This is a genomic window from Lelliottia nimipressuralis (genome assembly GCF_041464075.1).
In the GTDB taxonomy this organism is placed as follows: domain Bacteria; phylum Pseudomonadota; class Gammaproteobacteria; order Enterobacterales; family Enterobacteriaceae; genus Enterobacter; species Enterobacter nimipressuralis.
The window spans coordinates 2,362,235-2,380,082 of record NZ_CP167172.1; the positions used below are offsets into that span (position 1 = coordinate 2,362,235).

Annotated in this window: 16 protein-coding genes and 1 pseudogene; 9 read left to right on the top strand and 8 right to left on the bottom strand. The window is 54.1% G+C overall.

Annotated features, from left to right (window positions below; genetic code table 11):
• The first annotated feature begins 186 nt into the window (after nt 1-186).
• The 3 genes and pseudogenes from ACB496_RS11070 (at nt 187) to ttcA (ending at nt 2,000) form a co-directional block, all read left to right on the top strand.
• Nucleotides 187-663 carry a ferritin-like domain-containing protein gene (locus tag ACB496_RS11070; protein ID WP_100780020.1) on the top strand — a complete coding sequence of 159 codons (477 nt, stop codon included), beginning with the start codon at nt 187-189 and terminating at the stop codon, nt 661-663.
• A gap of 136 nt (nt 664-799) precedes the next feature.
• Nucleotides 800-1,015, top strand: a pseudogene (locus ACB496_RS11075) (tyrosine-type recombinase/integrase); the annotation flags it as partial.
• 49 nt (nt 1,016-1,064) lie between these two features.
• Nucleotides 1,065-2,000 carry a tRNA 2-thiocytidine(32) synthetase TtcA gene (gene ttcA / locus ACB496_RS11080; RefSeq protein ID WP_371972505.1) on the top strand — a complete coding sequence of 312 codons (936 nt, stop codon included), beginning with the start codon at nt 1,065-1,067 and terminating at the stop codon, nt 1,998-2,000.
• 45 nt (nt 2,001-2,045) lie between these two features.
• On the opposite strand, the gene dbpA is transcribed toward ttcA, so the two are convergent.
• The 3 genes from dbpA to zntB all read right to left on the bottom strand — a co-directional run bounded on the left by dbpA (nt 2,046) and on the right by zntB (nt 4,889).
• Nucleotides 2,046-3,419, bottom strand: coding sequence for an ATP-dependent RNA helicase DbpA (gene dbpA / locus ACB496_RS11085; RefSeq protein WP_102103817.1), 1,374 nt, complete (start codon nt 3,417-3,419; stop codon nt 2,046-2,048).
• A gap of 58 nt (nt 3,420-3,477) precedes the next feature.
• The gene (locus tag ACB496_RS11090) at nt 3,478-3,630 is read right to left on the bottom strand and encodes a hypothetical protein (RefSeq protein WP_371972506.1); all 153 of its coding nucleotides are present in this window, start codon (nt 3,628-3,630) and stop codon (nt 3,478-3,480) included.
• Nucleotides 3,631-3,905: 275 nt separating this feature from the next.
• Entirely contained in the window at nt 3,906-4,889 is a 984-nt protein-coding gene (zntB, locus tag ACB496_RS11095; protein ID WP_100780017.1) for a zinc transporter ZntB, read from the bottom strand.
• A 201-nt stretch (nt 4,890-5,090) separates the two neighbouring features.
• On the opposite strand from zntB, the gene ACB496_RS11100 reads away from it, so the two are divergent.
• On the top strand, nt 5,091-6,212 hold the full coding sequence (locus tag ACB496_RS11100; RefSeq protein ID WP_312068987.1) for a membrane-associated sensor domain-containing protein: 1,122 nt from the start codon (nt 5,091-5,093) through the stop codon (nt 6,210-6,212).
• Nucleotides 6,213-6,239: 27 nt separating this feature from the next.
• On the opposite strand, the gene ACB496_RS11105 is transcribed toward ACB496_RS11100, so the two are convergent.
• The gene (locus ACB496_RS11105) at nt 6,240-7,394 is read right to left on the bottom strand and encodes a methyl-accepting chemotaxis protein (RefSeq protein ID WP_371972507.1); all 1,155 of its coding nucleotides are present in this window, start codon (nt 7,392-7,394) and stop codon (nt 6,240-6,242) included.
• Nucleotides 7,395-7,847: 453 nt separating this feature from the next.
• Here ACB496_RS11105 and ACB496_RS11110 point away from each other — a divergent pair, with 453 nt between their 5' ends.
• The 3 genes from ACB496_RS11110 to ACB496_RS11120 all read left to right on the top strand — a co-directional run bounded on the left by ACB496_RS11110 (nt 7,848) and on the right by ACB496_RS11120 (nt 11,525).
• Nucleotides 7,848-9,977, top strand: coding sequence for a putative bifunctional diguanylate cyclase/phosphodiesterase (locus tag ACB496_RS11110; RefSeq protein WP_371972509.1), 2,130 nt, complete (start codon nt 7,848-7,850; stop codon nt 9,975-9,977).
• A gap of 99 nt (nt 9,978-10,076) precedes the next feature.
• Entirely contained in the window at nt 10,077-11,309 is a 1,233-nt protein-coding gene (locus ACB496_RS11115; protein WP_371972511.1) for a diguanylate cyclase, read from the top strand.
• A 75-nt stretch (nt 11,310-11,384) separates the two neighbouring features.
• Nucleotides 11,385-11,525, top strand: a complete 141-nt coding sequence (locus ACB496_RS11120) for an Ecr family regulatory small membrane protein (RefSeq protein ID WP_142503374.1) — start codon at nt 11,385-11,387, stop codon at nt 11,523-11,525.
• A gap of 49 nt (nt 11,526-11,574) precedes the next feature.
• Here the strand turns inward: ACB496_RS11120 and ACB496_RS11125 are convergent, their stop codons facing one another.
• Nucleotides 11,575-13,191 carry an ABC transporter substrate-binding protein gene (locus tag ACB496_RS11125; protein WP_100780014.1) on the bottom strand — a complete coding sequence of 539 codons (1,617 nt, stop codon included), beginning with the start codon at nt 13,189-13,191 and terminating at the stop codon, nt 11,575-11,577.
• Nucleotides 13,192-13,375: 184 nt separating this feature from the next.
• On the opposite strand from ACB496_RS11125, the gene mpaA reads away from it, so the two are divergent.
• Nucleotides 13,376-14,089 carry a murein tripeptide amidase MpaA gene (gene mpaA / locus ACB496_RS11130; RefSeq protein ID WP_371972514.1) on the top strand — a complete coding sequence of 238 codons (714 nt, stop codon included), beginning with the start codon at nt 13,376-13,378 and terminating at the stop codon, nt 14,087-14,089.
• Here the strand turns inward: mpaA and ycjG are convergent.
• Nucleotides 14,080-15,045 carry an L-Ala-D/L-Glu epimerase gene (gene ycjG, locus ACB496_RS11135; RefSeq protein ID WP_100780012.1) on the bottom strand — a complete coding sequence of 322 codons (966 nt, stop codon included), beginning with the start codon at nt 15,043-15,045 and terminating at the stop codon, nt 14,080-14,082. The two genes, mpaA and ycjG, sit on opposite strands and share 10 nt — an antisense overlap.
• 95 nt (nt 15,046-15,140) lie before the next feature.
• Between ycjG and tpx the strand changes: the two genes are divergently transcribed.
• A complete protein-coding gene (gene tpx / locus ACB496_RS11140; protein ID WP_100780011.1) occupies nt 15,141-15,647 on the top strand; it encodes a thiol peroxidase in 507 nt (168 codons plus the stop codon).
• Nucleotides 15,648-15,998: 351 nt separating this feature from the next.
• On the opposite strand, the gene ACB496_RS11145 is transcribed toward tpx, so the two are convergent.
• On the bottom strand, nt 15,999-16,235 hold the full coding sequence (locus tag ACB496_RS11145) for a DUF2543 family protein (RefSeq protein WP_102103823.1): 237 nt from the start codon (nt 16,233-16,235) through the stop codon (nt 15,999-16,001).
• A 52-nt stretch (nt 16,236-16,287) separates the two neighbouring features.
• On the bottom strand, nt 16,288-17,835 hold the full coding sequence (gene tyrR / locus ACB496_RS11150; RefSeq protein WP_371972517.1) for a transcriptional regulator TyrR: 1,548 nt from the start codon (nt 17,833-17,835) through the stop codon (nt 16,288-16,290).
• Nucleotides 17,836-17,848 lie beyond the last annotated feature (13 nt).

Here is a 17,848-nt window from a genome sequence, read left to right on the forward strand (position 1 = left end):
CAAACGTTAGCATATAATATATTTAACATTCTCCTGTTTTTGAATTTACGCCTCCGCCAGGAAGTTTCTCATTTTATTGCTAAATCCTTTCTATGCGCCCCCCGCCCTAAATATCAGCTACCCTTAAAGACTGCGTGAATGATGCGCATCACTTTTTCACAAGTCGAATTGTGAGAGGAGTATTTAATGACAATCAAGACTCTCGAAGATTTATTCATTCATGACCTTTCTGATATTTACAGCGCAGAAAAACAAATCACCCGCGCGTTACCTAAAATGGCGCGGGCGGCGACAGATCCCAAACTGATTGCTGCTTTTAATCAGCACCTTGAAGAAACGCATGGTCAAATTGAACGGCTTGATCAGTTGGTAGAAAGCACAGAAGGTGTGCGAATCAAGCGCATGAAATGCCATGCCCTTGAAGGGCTGGCGGAAGAAGCGCAGGAAATCATCGACTCCGTCGAAGCGGGGCCGGTCCGCGATGCGGGTCTGATTGGCGCCGCCCAGAAAGTGGAACACTATGAAATCGCCACTTACGGCACACTGCATGCACTTGCGAAAAAGCTGGGATACAAAGATGCGGCAAGGCTGCTGGAAGAAACCCTCAAGGAAGAGAAAGCCACTGACGAAAAATTGACAGTGATTGCTGATCAGCAGCCCTAAATTCGTTTGTTGGTAAATAATCGGCCTGCCGCCGTGCATTGAGCACGCCTGCAGGCCTTTTTTTGGCCTGAGGTTTGGTATGGCCTGGTACTCAGAAACCCCACTCCTCACGGGCCGTATCGGGGCGCGATGAGCTTCTGCTGCAAAACGTGCTGGCATTCGTCGCCGCAATCCGTACCATACACGGCACACTTTCGCATGCTGGTTGCTATCAGCAGGCGCTAACCCGTCTTCTATTGCCAATCAGATGGGGCACGAAAATGCGCAGAGGGTGTATGAAATCTATGCTTCATGGATAGAAGTAGTGAACAGCGAGCAGGTCGAAATGCGCCTCATGACGCTGGCGCGTTAAAATGGTTTTGTCCCACTGGTGCCCCATTTGATATTTGAGTAAAGTATAAATGCAAGATAATCAATTAGTTAATAAGAAAGAGCAATACAACCTGAACAAACTGCAAAAGCGTCTGCGCCGCAACGTCGGTGAAGCCATTGCAGACTTCAACATGATTGAAGAAGGCGACCGCATTATGGTCTGCCTGTCAGGCGGTAAAGACAGCTACACGATGCTGGAGATCCTGCGCAATCTGCAGCAAAGCGCACCGGTGAACTTTTCCCTGGTGGCGGTCAACCTGGACCAGAAACAGCCTGGCTTCCCGGAGCACATCCTGCCGGAATACCTTGAGCAACAGGGCGTCGAATATAAGATTGTCGAAGAGAATACCTACGGCATCGTGAAAGAAAAAATCCCGGAAGGGAAAACCACCTGCTCCCTGTGTTCCCGTCTGCGCCGCGGTATTCTGTATCGCACCGCCACCGAGCTGGGCGCGACGAAAATCGCTCTCGGCCATCACCGTGACGATATTCTGCAGACCCTGTTCCTGAACATGTTCTACGGCGGCAAAATGAAAGGGATGCCGCCGAAGCTGATGAGCGACGACGGCAAACACATCGTCATTCGCCCGCTGGCCTACTGCCGTGAAAAAGATATCGAACGTTTTGCGCAGGCACGCGAATACCCGATCATCCCTTGTAACCTGTGCGGCTCCCAGCCGAACCTGCAGCGTCAGGTGATTGGCGATATGCTGCGCGACTGGGATAAACGTTATCCGGGCCGCATTGAGACCATGTTCAGCGCGATGCAAAACGTTGTGCCTTCTCACCTGTGTGATACTGAACTGTTCGATTTCAAAGGCATTAAGCACGGCGCGGAAGTGGTGAACGGTGGCGACCTGGCGTTCGACCGCGAAGAGATCCCGATGCAGCCTGCGGGCTGGCAGCCGGAAGAAGATGAGTCTCAGTTGGATGAAATGCGACTGAACGTTCTGGAAGTGAAGTAATACTCTGGCGTCTCAGAGATTCTCTGAGACGCTTTTCTTTGTGCCTTATTTCAGCAAACGCACCTTACAGGTTTTGCCTTTAATCTTCCCGCCCTGCAGCTGTTTCCACGCTTTATTCGCCACTTTCTGACGCACCGCTACATAGACATGTGCCGGATGCACCACAATTTTGCCGATATCCGCACCCTCGAGTCCGATATCCCCGGTCAGCGCGCCTAATACATCCCCGGGACGCATTTTGGCTTTTTTGCCGCCGTCGATGCACAGAGTCGCCATTTCAGCGGCCAGTGGCGTGATACTGACGCTGCCCAAAGCAGGCATCCAGTTGAGTTTCAGCTGCAGCATTTCAGACAGAATGTTGGCGCGCTGTGCCTCTTCCGGGGCGCACAGGCTGATCGCCAGACCGCTGTTGCCCGCTCGCGCTGTACGACCAATACGGTGAACGTGGACTTCCGGGTCCCACGCCAGCTCGTAGTTAACCACCAGCTCCAGGGATTTGATGTCCAGGCCGCGCGCTGCCACGTCCGTTGCCACCAGCACGCGTGCGCTGCCGTTGGCGAAACGCACCAGCGTCTGATCGCGATCGCGCTGTTCCAGATCGCCATGCAGGGCGAGCGCACTCTGCCCCGCCTCGGCAAGCGCGTCACAGACGGCCTGGCAATCTTTCTTCGTATTACAGAACACCACGCATGAGGCCGGCTGATGTTTGCTCAGCAGCTTTTGCAGCAGCGGAATTTTGCCGTTTTGCGAGGTTTCGTAGAACTGCTGTTCGATGGACGGCAGCGCATCCACCGCGTCGATTTCAATGGTAGCCGGGTTGTTCTGCACCCGTCCGCTGATTGCCGCAATCGCTTCTGGCCAGGTTGCGGAAAAGAGCAGCGTCTGGCGCGTCGCGGGCGCAAAACGAATCACTTCATTGATGGCATCGGTAAAGCCCATATCCAGCATGCGATCCGCTTCATCCATCACCAGCGTTTGCAGGGCATCCAGCGAAACGGTGCCTTTTTGCAGGTGATCAAGCAGACGGCCAGGCGTGGCGACAATAATGTGCGGCGGATGTTGCAGCGAGTCGCGCTGCGCACCGAACGGCTGGCCACCGCAGAGGGTCAGAATTTTAGTGTTAGGCAGGAAGCGCGCCAGACGACGTAACTCCCCTGCCACCTGATCCGCCAGCTCGCGCGTCGGACAGAGCACCAGGGACTGCGTCTGGAACAGGCCCGCATCAATCTGCTGGAGCAATCCCAGGCCAAAGGCGGCCGTTTTTCCACTGCCGGTTTTAGCCTGCACGCGAACGTCTCGTCCTTCCAGAATCGCCGGAAGCGCGGCAGCTTGTACAGGGGTCATCGAGAGATATCCCAACTCGGTAAGGTTGTCGAGTTGGGCGGCAGGCAGAACGTTCAGCGTAGAAAAAGCGGTCACAATGTACTCTCAAGGTAAAAAATCACAGTCAGTTGGCGCGTATCCTCGCAGATCTGCGCTACCGATGCGACAATTTAATCGGTTCTTCATCCGGTGGCGGGTCGGGCATTGGCTGCGGACGGGGAATCGGATCGGGGACAGGAACCGGATCGATGGGTATCGAGTCAGGTACCGACAGATGCGTGTAAAGCAGTGAAAGCAGATAGCTCATGTTTCCCTCCAGTTTATCGGGGTGACCCTTTTAGGGTAGACGCTGAGATTCTGGAGGCAAAAAAAAGCCGACTAATTTAGTCGGCGTCGTACGAATCAATATGTGCTATGCAGTAATTCAAAAAAGGAAGTAAGACAATATGGAGCGCAACGCCCATCGCTTGACGTTGCATTCACCTGCGGGAGTAATACTGCACCGAACGGGGTAGCCGTTTATTGACTTCGCTCAAACAAAAACGCGTTTTGAAGCCAGAAAACGCCTGAAAATGTGTAAATTTACAGCCATTTACTGCGATGCAACCACCACGCAACACCACCAATCAAAACGACTAACATGATGCAAAAAGCGGAAAAGCCGAACCGGTATGCCCCGCCCGGTATACCCCCGAGATTCACACCGAACAGCCCGGTCAAAAACGTGCTGGGTAAAAAGACCATCGCCATTAACGACATGGTGTACGTCCGGCGCGAAAGTGACTCTTGCATCACCGTTGCGATTTCATCGGTCATTACCGCCGTTCGCGCAATACAGGAGTCGATCTCATCCAGCCCACGCCCGAGCCGGTCGGCGATATCCTGCATACGACGTCGCTGATCGTCATTCATCCACGGCAGACGTTCGCTGGCGAGCCGCGCGTAGACATCACGCTGCGGGGTCATGTAGCGACGCATCACAATGAGCTGTTTACGCAGCAGGGCAAGATAACCGCGCGGCGGAATTTGCTGATCGAGCAGGTTATCTTCGAGATCGATAATTTTGTCGTGCAGCTCTTCGATAAATTCACTGGCGTGATCCGTCAGCGCATCGCAGGCATCGACCAGCCACGCGCCGCAGTCGACCGGCCCGGTCCCCTCTTTCAGATCGTTGACCACATCATCCAGCGCCAGCACTTTGCGCTGACGGGTGGAGACAATCAGACGTTCATCCATATAAAGACGCATGGCGACCAGCTGATCCGGTCGCTCGTCGGTGCTGCCATTGATGCAGCGCAGCGTAATCAGCGTGCCCTCCCCGAGACGGCTGACGCGCGGTCGTAGGCTCTCCCCGGCCAGCGCGTCGCGCACGCTGTTTGGCAGCAGCGGCGTCGATGACAGCCACTGCGCACTGTCCGGATGGGTGTAGTTCAGATGCAACCAGCAGGGGTGCTCGCTGTCGATAATATCGTCATCTTCAAGGGGTCGCGCCCCGCCTTTACCGTCCAGCAGCCACGCAAATACCGCATCCGGAACATTAACGTCCGATCCCTTAATGCCTTCCACAGTGACTCCCCCTTTTTGTCATGAACATCGTCAGTCTAGCCTTCCCGAAAGGTTATTCAACATCTACCGACAGCATAGCGCTGAATTTGCTCATGAATTAACCCTTATCCTACTCTAACCACTGGACAGAAAGATGCAAAACAGTAGAGTTACAGAAATGCTGCCATTTTGTTTTTAAATGTATCTTTTACGAGTGTGACGATGAAAAAGCCCTGTGCGGCCTTCGATGTTCGTCTTGCAGAAATGCGGACCATTGCCATTAAAACCAGTGTGACATGGTTCCTGTGGGTAAATATGTTGTTCTCCTCTTTCATCCTGGGGCGTAACTATTTCTCCGCCTTCGAGTCAGAGGTCCTTTTCCACCACCCCGCGGCAGTGCTGGAAACCATGATGGTGGCCGACCTGACCCTCTCCGCCGCCGTGTTATTCATCATGCGGATGGCACCCCTGCAAAACGCACAGTGGCTCGGTACGTTAGCAAAGTGGACCGTGGTGGCCCTCAGTCTGTGCTGGGCGGGCTGTTTCTTTGTCCTGATCGTCAGCAACGATCTGCGCATCATCTTCCCCTCTGCCGCATTACTGCTGTTTACCGCGCTGATCTCACTCTACTTTGATCCCAAAGTCCTGCTGAGCTTTATTCTGCCGGTCTGGCTGACGATACTGATTACCTCACTTTTTTACCGTAATGGCCTGACGGTCATGAATGGATTGCAGTGGATTTTGCTGGCGGGACTGATTGAATCAGGCCGACGTATTCTCAACAGCTGGTTTCTGCTCGCCCTGCGCCGCGAGCAGGAAAATGCGGATTTGATTCAACGCCTGGGCCTGCTGGCCAACAACGACCCGCTGACCGGGATTGCGAACCGTCGGTCATTTGAAGCGCAAATGGATCAGGCCATCCTGCGTCATCAGCAGGATGGAAACAGCTTTGGGCTGATCATGCTCGATGTCGATCACTTTAAACTTTACAACGATTATTACGGGCATCAAAAAGGCGACCTGTGCCTGATGGCCATCGCCAGGGCACTGGAATCCGCCGCGCTGACCTCAAGCGGCATTGTCGGGCGTTTTGGTGGCGAGGAGTTTGTTTTGCTGCTGCCCGATGCGGACTCGCAGGCGTTACAGTCGGCTGCACAGAATATTGCGGCGGTGCTTCAGGCGCAGAATATTCCTCACGCGGGTTCTCCCGTCAGCGACCGCGTGACGGTGAGCCAGGGGCTGGCGTTATGGAAACCCGGCGTGACCGCGCGGGAACTGATAGCGAGGGCGGACAAAGCGCTGTATCAGGCGAAACAGGCAGGACGAAACCGCTACAAAGTATAAAGCCTGGCGAACCAGGCTTTTTTTCAGTCAGTATGAGTGTTCTGCGTGGCGGGGAAAGGCGCTGTGCTCCTGGCGCACACTCTCCTGCCAGTCAGGTTGCGAGCCGCCCTCCAGCCTGAAATTCCGGGTGCGCGTCTGAAGTTCAATCACCTGGTTTTTCAGCACATCGGAGGAGCCTGACAGTTCATCCACCATCGCCACGTTGCTTTGCGTCACACGCTCCAGCTCAGACAGCGCCTGCGTGATTTGCGAAATCCCTTTTTCCTGTTCAGACGTACTCGCCGAAATCTCATCCATCAGTTTGCTGACATGCCCGGAACCGTTGACGATTTCGTGCATATTTTTCTCGGCTTCCGCGACCACCGTCACACCCTGCGTCACGTTATTGCTCGTCACGTCGATCAGCGACTTAATGCTTTTCGCCGCTTCTGCACTGCGATGGGCAAGATTACGCACTTCACCGGCGACCACGGAGAAACCTTTACCGTGATCCCCAGCCCTTGCCGCCTCGACCGCCGCGTTCAGCGCCAGAATATTGGTCTGGAACGCGATGCCGTCGATCAGTGAGATGATCTCGGTCATTTGCTGCGCGCATTCCGTAATCGACTGCATATTATTTGCCACCTGCCCCATCAGCTCGCCACCTTTGCGCGCCTGCACCGTCGCGTGGTTCGCGCGCTCGCTGGCAAGACGGGTGTTATCGGCGTTGTTGCGGGTGCTGGCTGCCATCTGCTCCATGCTGGCAGCGGTCTGAATAAGCGAAGCGGATTGCTGCTCTGTCTTCACCGACAATTCCGCGCTGCGTGAGGAGAGTTGTTCTGAGAGGGTCATCGCGGTTTGCGACGAGGCGCGTATTTCCCGCACCAGCGTGGCGATGTTACTGGATAAGCTGTTGATCCCTGGAATTAAACGCCCCGCACAGTTATTGCCAAACTCGGGGATAGAAACGGCAAGATTGCCTGAGGTGACCTCTTCGATACTTTTTTTCACGGTGTTGATCGGCGTAACAAGATATTTTGTCATGTAGGACCACAGCAACATGACCGCAAGCACATTAATAATATTTACTGCGATAAAAAGCGTTGTACTTTCCGATAAAGTCCAAACTAAACCATCAATGATTAAAAGCACGACCAGCAGAAAATATATAATAAAGGTTCTTACGCTAATATTTCTAAGCATAATTGATCCCATACAACAAGTCGGAGGAGGTATATTGGTTATAGCATTCGCATTTTCTTTTTCCACCACATTTTAAGTGGCATTTATTATTCACCTTCGGATACCGTAAATTTACCTTAAGTCAGCACGCAGAATCGGCTTAGCCTCAATCATGGGCGTTTTATTCTTTTCACCCCTATTTTCATTGTGACAACAATAGTTAGCAAACAGATGATTAAATATTAACGCAAAGTTTATTAAGAGCGAATGCTACTGCTGATTAAAATCATGTAGCGCTACTTAAGTCATTAATGAGAGAATATATCTTCGATGCGTTCCTGCACGTAAAAATAACGCGTTTGTTGTTGATTTTTGATAAGCAACTAATCTTGGAATTAGTTAGAGTAAGCCACAGCGGTGATGAGTCACGCACCGGATGAACTCAATAACGACTTTTTAGCGTGGGATTGCATAATGCTCGATGTGTCCTGGGACCCCGTTCTCATTGCCATCTCATTCCTGGTGGCGTTTATCGCTTCATTTGTGGCGCTCGACAGCGCCGGCAAAATATCGGGTGCCAGCCGCAAAGCCGCTCTCTGGTGGCGCATGGCCGGGGGCGTCACGCTGGGGATAGGTATCTGGTCAATGCATTTCATCGGTATGCTGTCGATGAAAATGCCGATCGACATGAGCTATCACGTCTGGCTTACCGTCGGCTCACTGGGCATCGCCATTGTCGCGGCCACCAGCGCCATTAATATTGCCGTTCCGGGTGATTCTCTCTCCTTTTTTCGCTGGTTGTTTTCCACGCTGATCCTTAGCGCAGGCGTCGTGGCCATGCACTACACCGGGATGGCGGCGCTGATGCTAAGTGATGACATTCGCTGGAATATGACCCTCGTGACGATCTCCGTCGCGATCGCCATTGTCGCCTCGGGTGCCGCCCTCTGGCTTGCCTTTCACCTGCGCCGTCGGCACAAAGGCGTGTTTATCAACCGCGTCGCCGCGGCCGTGGTGATGGGCGTTGCCATTTGCGCGATGCATTACACGGGAATGAGCGCAGCCAGTTTTCAGCACGCCGCGCACATGATGCCGGGCGGAGTGAGCGAGTTAGGGCTGTCAATTTGGGTCTCCACCACCACGCTCGTGCTACTGGGTATCATGCTGATTATCTCGCTGGTGGACTCCCATTTTCGCACTCATCGCCTGACGGAAAACCTGCGCCAGCTCAACACCCAGCTGGAGCGTAAAGCACGCTTTGACGCTCTTACCGGGCTAGCCAACCGCACGCAGATGGATCTTAGCCTGCAGGATTGCCTGCATAGCTCACTGCTGAATAAAAAACAGTTTGCGGTAATGTTTCTGGATATCGACCATTTCAAACTGGTGAACGACGCCTGGGGGCATCAGGTAGGCGATGAGCTGCTGGTAAGCGTCGCGCAGCGCATTACCGCCCGACTGACGCCGGGAATGAGTCTCGCCAGGCTCGGCGGCGATGAATTTATCCTGCTGCTGCCCGACTGCGATGACGAGAAAATTACCGAACTCTCCACGACCCTGCTCGACGATATTCGCCGCCCTTTCGCCATTGGCGGCCACGCGCTGAATATCACCTTAAGCCTTGGCGTGAGCCTTTATCCTCAGCACGGTGAAACCCTCCACGAACTGAAATTTAAAGCCGATGCCGCGATGCATCACATTAAACAAGAAGGGCGCAACGGCTGGGCGATTTATCGCCCGGAGATGTCGAAAAGCATCTCAGCAGAGCCGTCTTTCCTGCAGGATCTCACCCAGGCGCTGGAGCGCGAGCAGTTTGAGCTTTGGTATCAGCCCACCTACCACGCCGCAGTGAATGAGATTCACGGCTTTGAAGCCTTATTGCGCTGGCACCATCCTGAACAGGGTGTGCTGCTACCGAACGTATTCCTGCCATCGCTGGAAAAAACAGGATTAATCATTCCGGTGGGGGTGTGGGCCATTGATCAGGCCTGCAGACAACTGCGCTTCTGGACGGAGCAAGGATTCAGCCAGTGGACGCTGTCGTTTAATTTGTCCCCTATTCAGTTTGAGCAACAGGATATATTCGAGGTCATTTCCGGCACCATGCAGAAATACAATCTCGAACCTTCACGACTGATCCTCGAAGTCACCGAAAGCACGGCCCTGAAAAACCTGGAACGCAGTATTGAATTATTAGATATGTTTAACCACGCCGGTTTTACGGTTTCCATCGACGACTTTGGCACCGGATACTCTAACCTGCTGATGCTGAATGTGCTTCCGGCTAAAGAACTTAAAATAGATAAAAGTTTTATTGATAGCATGCGGGAAAACGATAAAAGCAAAAAGATTGTCGAAACCATTATCCACGTTGCCCGGACTATGGATATGGTGGTAGTCGCCGAAGGTATTGAAACCCAACAGCAGCAGCAAATGCTGGCAAATCTGGGATGTGATTATCTGCAGGGCTATTATTTTTCCCGCCCGCTTCCTGCAGAACAGGTGCCGTGGCTGGTATTACAGAATAAATCTGACAAACAAATTATTCCAATTGGTAAAAATCAAATAGAACCCCCACTTCATTCACAAAAAAATCATGCCTAATGTGATGAAGTAGAGTATGTTTTGAAATATGCCCACGTGTGTATAACCGTGATACTGCAAATTTCATGAGCGTTGGCTGCCGATGACTGGGAAGACTCTATGTTGCCACACAGCTTTGATGCGCTGAATTTCGTCAAAACACCGGTTTGGTTAGTCTCACCCGTCTCTGAGCAGGTTATTTTCGCCAATAGTGCGGCGAGCGACATGATGCGTAATAAAACGCTGAATGACATGCGTCAGGGCGCTTATTCCGCCAGTGCGCAGCAACAGCTGGCAATGTACGTTCCGGATCTCAAATCCGAGCTGGAAATTGTCGAAATCTGGACCGTCTGGCGCAACGATCAGGAAACTACCCTGAGCTGTCGCCTGTCCCTCACCGTGCATGAAAGTGCGGGTGAAATCATTGTGTTTGAAGGGCTGATTTCCCAGGCCCCCTCCGGCCTGAAAGCGAGCCGCTCTGCCAACTACCAGCGTAAAAAACAGGGTTTCTACGCCCGCTTTTTCCAGACTAACAGCGCGCCCATGCTGCTCATAGATACCGCGCGTGACGGGCAGATTGTCGACGCGAATCTGGCGGCCCTCAATTTTTACGGTTACAGCCACGATGACATGTGCACAAAACACACATGGGAAATTAACACCCTGGGGCGCGATATCCTGCCGATTATGACAGAGATCGCCCGTCTTCCCGGCGGGCATAAGCCTCTTAATTTTGTCCACCGACTGGCCGATGGCTCCACCCGCCACGTGCAGACGTACGCGGGTCCGATTGAGATTTACGGCGACAAGCTAATGCTGTGCATCGTTCACGATATCACCGAGCAAAAAAGGCTTGAGCATGAGCTGGAGCACGCCGCCCTGCGGGACTCCATGACCGGCCTGCTAAATCGTCGACAGTTTTATCTCATCACTGAACAAACTCATCCGTCCCATTTGCCCGCCCAGCAGCAGTTCAGCCTGTTACTGGTCGACATGGATCATTTCAAGAATATTAATGACGTATTCGGCCATTCCAGGGGCGACGAGGTGCTGATTTCCCTGTCGCGCATGCTCGAAGCCTGCAGCCGTAAAGATGATTTTGTGTTCCGCTGGGGCGGCGAAGAGTTTGTGATCCTGCTGCCGCGTACCACGCTTGAGGCTGCGATGCAGGTGGCCGAAACCATTCGTGCCGAAGTGGCGCGCATTGTCATCCCCGGCCTGCCCCGCTTTACCGTGAGTATTGGCGTCGCGCGACATAATCCGGACGAGAGCATCGACGATCTGTTAAAACGCGTAGACGACGCCTTATACCGCGCCAAAAACAATGGCCGCAATAAAGTGCTCGCCGCCTGAAAACTGGAGTATTGATTAAAGCCCCGCTACAATGCCCCCCTCGAATTAACAGCGGTCAGGTGGGTCACTTTTGCTATGGGGAAAACAGAAGTCATACTCATCCTAATTATTCTCAGCGTTATTATATTTGGCTTATGGTTTATTTTTAGCGGTGAGATGTGGCACCTGGTGGGGTATCTGGAAAGCAGCCTCTACCCGGCGATTGACGCGCCCTGACTGACGAATCAAAAAAAGGCCCGTTCTCAGACGGGCCTTGTTATTCATATTAATGCTTCTCGATATACATCGTCCGGCTATAAGCCACATCTTCGGCGTTATTTATCGGATACCCTTTCACCCACGGCTTAATCAGGCGACCGTTGGTATATTGATAAATCGGCGCGATCGGGGCTTTTTCGGCAAGGATTTTCTCAGCCGCGTTGTAATCCGCATTGCGCGCTTTGGCCGTCGTTTCCAGCGTCGCCTGGTTGATAATCTTGTCGTACGCCGGATCGCTGAAGCGCGAAATATTACCGCTGTGTGTGGATGTTAACAGTGACAGGAAAGTGGACGGCTCATTGTAGTCCCCCACCCAGGAGGCGCGGATCACATCGAAGTTGCCGGTGTTGCGGCTATCAATATAGGTTTTCCACTCCTGATTTTGCAGCTTCACATCCACGCCGAGGTTTTTCTTCCACATCGACGCCACCGCAATCGCGATTTTCTGATGGTTTTCTGAAGTGTTATAGAGCAGCGTCAGTTTCAGCGGTCGCTGCGGGCCGTATCCGGCAGCCTGTAACAGCATTTTGGCCTGCGCATTCAGCTCCGCCTGCGACATCTGCTCGAACGGTGACTTTTCTGGCGTAAAGCCAGCGGTCACATCCGGCGTAAAGTGCCACGCCGGTTTCTCGCCCGTTCCCAGCACTTTCTCCGCCATAATCCGACGATCGATGGTCATGCTCAGTGCCAATCGCACACGCTGATCGGCCGTTGGCCCTTTCTGAGTGTTAAACGCGTAGTAATAGGTGCCTAGTTGCGGCGGCGTATAGACCTGCCCCGGAATATCTTTGAGCAGCTTCTGATAGAGATTTTTTGGGAAGGATTCGGTGATATCAATATCCCCCGCCAGATAGCGTTTAGTAGCCGATGACTCCTGGTTGATCGGAATAAAAGTCACTTTCTTCAGTACCGTCTGGGCGTTATCCCAGTACGACGTATTCGGCTCGACCACCAGCTTTTCATTCACCACGCGATCTTTCAGAACATAGGCACCGTTGCCCACCAGTGCGCCAGGGCGAGTCCACTCTTTTCCGCTCTCAACGTTGGCTTTCTGCACCGGATAAAAAGCAAAGCTGGCGGTCAGATTGGCGAACCAGGGCAGCGGTTTATCAAGCTGTACGCGAAGGGTTTTGGCATCCACGGCCGTGATACCGAGCGTATTAGGCTGGGCTTTGCCGTCGATAATGCTCTGGGCATTGGTGATCCCCGCCAGCGCCGCAAACCAGGCAAATGGCGACGTCGTTTTCGGGTCCACCAGGCGCTGCCAGCTGTAGACAAAATCTTGCGCCGTTACCGGCGTACCGTCTGACCACTTCGCGTTGTCGCGTAAGGTAAATGTCCAGATACGGTTGTCATTGCTCTGCCACTTCGTCGCGACACCGGGGACGAGTTCGCCCTTTTCATTCTGATTCACCAGCCCTTCGAACAGATCGCGGATCACCTGAATTTCTGGCAAACCGACGGCTTTCGCCGGATCGAGCGAGGCGGGTTCGTCCTTGATATGGCGGACCAGTTCCTGTTTTTCCGCCAGCTTCGTTCCCTGAGGAATATCAGCTGCATAAGAAACAGAAGTGAGTCCACACAGCCACAGCGCAGTACAGAGCAGCGAAACAGGATGCTTCATGAGATCCCCTTTGGAATGATGGGTGACAAGCAGATGCGTAATTATTTGTTTCAGAACAGAGAAATGCAAACACCTTCGCGCGGAAAGTTGAGATCGGATCAGTTTCTCCGGCCCGTGAAACTATTTGATTAAGCGCGTGTTTTACACAACACTGGCTATAAAGAACTCGCTATCAGGATTTCATATGTCACTTACCCGCCCAAGAACGGAACGTGGCGCTTTCCCGCCCGGAACGGAACATTATGGCCGCTCATTTCTGGGTGCCCCGCTGATCTGGTTTCCTGCCCCGCAGGCCGACCGCCACAGCGGGCTTATCATCGCCGGGACGCACGGGGATGAGAACTCCTCCATCGTCACCCTCTCCTGCGCGCTGCGTACGCTGGCACCCGATCTGCGTCGTCATCACGTGGTGTTAACGGTGAATCCAGACGGCTGCCAGTTAGGGCTGCGGGCCAACGCGCGCGGCGTCGATCTGAACCGCAATTTCCCGGCGGCCAACTGGCGAGCGGGAGAGACGGTTTATCGCTGGAACAGCGCGGCGGACGAGCGTGACGTGGTGCTTCTCACCGGTGAAAAACCCGGCTCAGAGCCTGAAACCCAGGGGCTGTGCCAGCTCATTCATCATCTTCAACCGGCGTGGGTGGTGTCGTTTCACGATCCGCTGGCCTGCATCGAAGATCCGCGCCACACGGAGTTAGGCGAGTGGCTGGCCGACGCCTTAGCGCTGCCGCTGGTCACCAGCGTCGGATACGAAACGCCAGGCTCGTTTGGCAGCTGGTGCGCAGACCTTGGCCTGCACTGCATTACCGCCGAGTTCCCGCCCATCTCCTCTGATGAAGCGAGCGAGAAATACCTGAAAGCGATGACCGGCCTGCTGCGCTGGCAATCTCAGAGATGAAGCGTCCCGGTGGTAAAATTCAGCGCAGGTGAGACATCCACGGCGAGCCAGGTTGGCCCATCAAGATCGGCGTAGCTCACCTGCTCTGTCAGCGGCAGTGCGGCGCTGATGGCTCTTGAAGTGCAGAGCATACAGCCAAGCATCAGCGCGAACCCGTCAGCCCGCGCCTGTTTCGCCAGCGCCAGCGCTTCAGTTAATCCACCCGTCTTATCAAGTTTAATATTCACCATCTCGTAGCGCCCTTTCAGCCCGGCCAGGCTGTCACGCGTGTGGCAGCTCTCATCGGCGCAGATAGGTAACGGGTGGATAAAGTTTTCCAGCGCGGCGTCTTGTGCCGACGGCAGCGGCTGCTCCAGCATCGCCACGCCCAAATCAGCCAGCAGCTGACAGCGCGCGGCCAGCCCTTCACTCTTCCAGGATTCGTTGGCATCGACAATGAGGGTCGCATCAGGAACCGCGCTGCGGATCGCCACCATCCGCTCGCTAATCAAATGATCGTCAAGCTTCACTTTTAGCAACCGCGCCCCGGCCTCATACAGCGCTTTCGCACTTGACGCCATCTGCGCAGGCTCGCCGATCACCACCGTTTGCGCCGTTACAATGGTCTGCGGCAGTACCACGCCCAGCGAGTCGCTGATCGTATGATTCTGCCGATGCGCCTCCAGCGACCATAGCGCACAGTCGACCGCATTACGCGCCGCACCCGCCGGCAGCGCCTGTTGCAGCGCTTCACGTGTCAGCCCCTTTTCCAGTTCAGGAACGATAGTCATGATCTGCGCCATCACTGACGCGAGACTCTCGCCGTAGCGAGGATAAGGTGTGCATTCGCCCGCGCCCTTCACACCGTCTTCTTCAATCTCGACGACGACTACACTGGCTTCGCTACGGCTACCGCGAGAGATCACAAACGGGGTATGCAGTGGCCACGCTTCTTCATAGACCTTGACGGTTCTCATCACTCACTCCTGTAGGGAAAAATAGGTTTGCCGTGTTATCCGCTGTTGTCATACACTAGCCGCGACGTTAACTATATGTAAACAGGAAGATATCTATGTCACAACTCGTTCATTTCCAGGGCAACCCGGTTTCTGTTGCAGGTTCCATTCCGCAGGCAGGCAGCAAAGCACAGGCTTTTACCCTCGTGGCAAAAGATTTGTCTGACGTAACACTGGGTCAGTTCGCCGGTAAACGCAAAGTCCTGAACATTTTCCCAAGCATCGACACCGGCGTTTGCGCTGCGTCCGTGCGTAAATTCAACCAGCTGGCGACCGAAGTCGACAACACTGTAGTGCTGTGCATTTCCGCGGATCTGCCGTTCGCCCAGTCCCGTTTCTGCGGCGCAGAAGGTCTGAGCAACGTTATCACGCTTTCTACCCTGCGTAGCCCTGATTTCCTCGAAAACTACGGCGTAGGTATCGCGGAAGGCCCACTGAAAGGCCTGGCTGCCCGTGCAGTCCTGGTGATTGACGAAAACGACACCGTGATCTTCAGCGAGCTGGTCAACGAAATCACCAACGAACCAGACTACACCGCTGCGCTGGATGTGCTGAAAGCGTAACGACATCGCTCAGCGCTCAGATATTCAAAGCCTCGCTGATGCGGGGCTTTCTTTTGTCTGACGTCTGCCCAGCAACGACACTCTTTGTCCCTGTGCACACTATCGAACGGTTGCGGGATGAACTTAACTGTGGAGCAGGCGTGGGGGAAAATTCTGGAAGGGTATGATCCGTTTGGTAACAGGATGCGGTTTTGCAAGGCGTGAATGATAAAATCTAAAGAGAATGTAGATCTTCCTGAGCCGCATCTCGCTCATTGAGATAACTCCCCTGAGCGAGATGCGGATGTCCGACGCCAGCTTCGCGCAGCATGCGGACATCACACTCAATACGGCGATATCAGAACGCGATCGTCACCACGTATTCAAAAACTCCGCGATCTCATCGATCCGCGTTTCATCGATACCGGCTTCCCGGGCCATCTCACTCTGCGCCTCTTCGCTGATCTCTTCGTTATTCATTAAACGCGTGATCAGCGACTGGAAATAATAGGCCACCGCGTCGCGCTCTGCTTCGCTGACGGGCTTTGCGGATTCCTTTGAATATTCATCCGCGATGTCATAAAACTTTAAAGGTATTTCATTGCTCATAAATTAAGCCTTAATGTTTGGATAGCAAAAACCCCGCCCGCGCGGGATTTTCTCAGTTCTGGTCGTCCGCTTTCTTCTGATTCAGACCGTACTCACGCAATTTATTGGCGATGGCCGTGTGCGATACGCCCAGGCGTTTCGCCAGTTTACGGGTGCTCGGATAGTTGCGATAAAGTTGGGTCAGCACAGAGCGCTCGAAACGGCTGGTGATGTCATCCAGCGAGCCTTCCATAGCCTCTTCGCCAACCGACACGGTTCCCGCATCGTAATCCGGCAACAGAATGTCCTGCGAGCGCAGTTCGTAACCTTCCAGCTGCGTAAGCGCACGGTAGACGGCGTTTTTCAACTGGCGGATGTTGCCCGGCCAGCCGTAGCGCGTCAGCATCGAACCCAAATCCCCCGAGAGCTTCGGACGCGGCACGCCCTGTTCGTCGGCAAAGCGCGCCACGAACAGTTCGGTCAGCGGCATAATGTCCTGCGGACAATCGCGCAGCGGCGGAATATTCAGGGTCAGTACATTCAGTCGATAATAGAGATCTTCCCGGAATACGCCCTTTTGCACCAGTTCGACGAGGTTTTTCTGCGTCGCGCAAATGACGCGCACATCGACGTGCACCTCGTGGTCTTCCCCGACGCGGCGGAAAGTGCCGTCGTTGAGGAAGCGCAGCAGTTTAGCCTGCATGCGCGGCGACATCTCGCCAATCTCATCCAGCAAGACTGAGCCGCCGTTGGCCTGCTCGAAGAAGCCTTTTTTGCCCTCCGGCGCGTGGCCGAACAGCTCGCTCTCAACGGCATCTTCCGGAATGGACGCGCAGTTCAGGGCCAGATAGGGTTTTGCCGCGCGTGGGCTGGCGGTGTGAACCGCATGTGCGAGTAAATCCTTGCCGGTTCCCGTTTCGCCGGTGATCAGCAACGGCGCAGTGAGATTCGCAAGCTTACGCGCCTGGTCCACCACATGCTTCATTTTCGGGCTAACGGCAATAATCTGGCTGAACGCGCCGACATCCTGGTTGGAGAGATTCTGCAGCTGGCGCCCCATACGGATGGTCGAGCGCAACATGATCACCGCGCCGGTCAGCACGCTGACGTCATTCTCACCGCGCAGATGCACCGGAGTGATCTCCATCAGGAAGTTCTGGCCGCCGATCACCACATGTTCGCTGTGCGTGCCCTGCGGATTGCTGTCGAGCCAGCGCTGGAAATTGAAACCGGCGATCAGCTGCGCCGCGTGATGGTTGCTCAGCTTTTCCTGACTCTGGCCGAACAGCTGGCAGCTCGCCTGGTTGGTGCGCTCCACTTTGCCTTTCAGATCGAGGGATAAAAACGGTTCAGGCATCGCTTCGAGCAGCGCACTTAACGCCAGATGCTCGCGCTCTGACGGCATCCACGGCACGGTACGCACATCCGTAACGCCAGCGATACGGCGGATTTCCGCCATCAGGCTGCTAAAGGTATTAAATTCGATTTCGGCAAAATTGAGGTAAATTCGCCCGATAGGGTCGATATCGATGCCGCGCAAATCAATGTCACGCAAAACAAGGAGATCGAGTAATTCGCGGGTCAGGCCGATACGGTCCTGACAGAACACTTCCAGACGCATGGGAAATTCACTC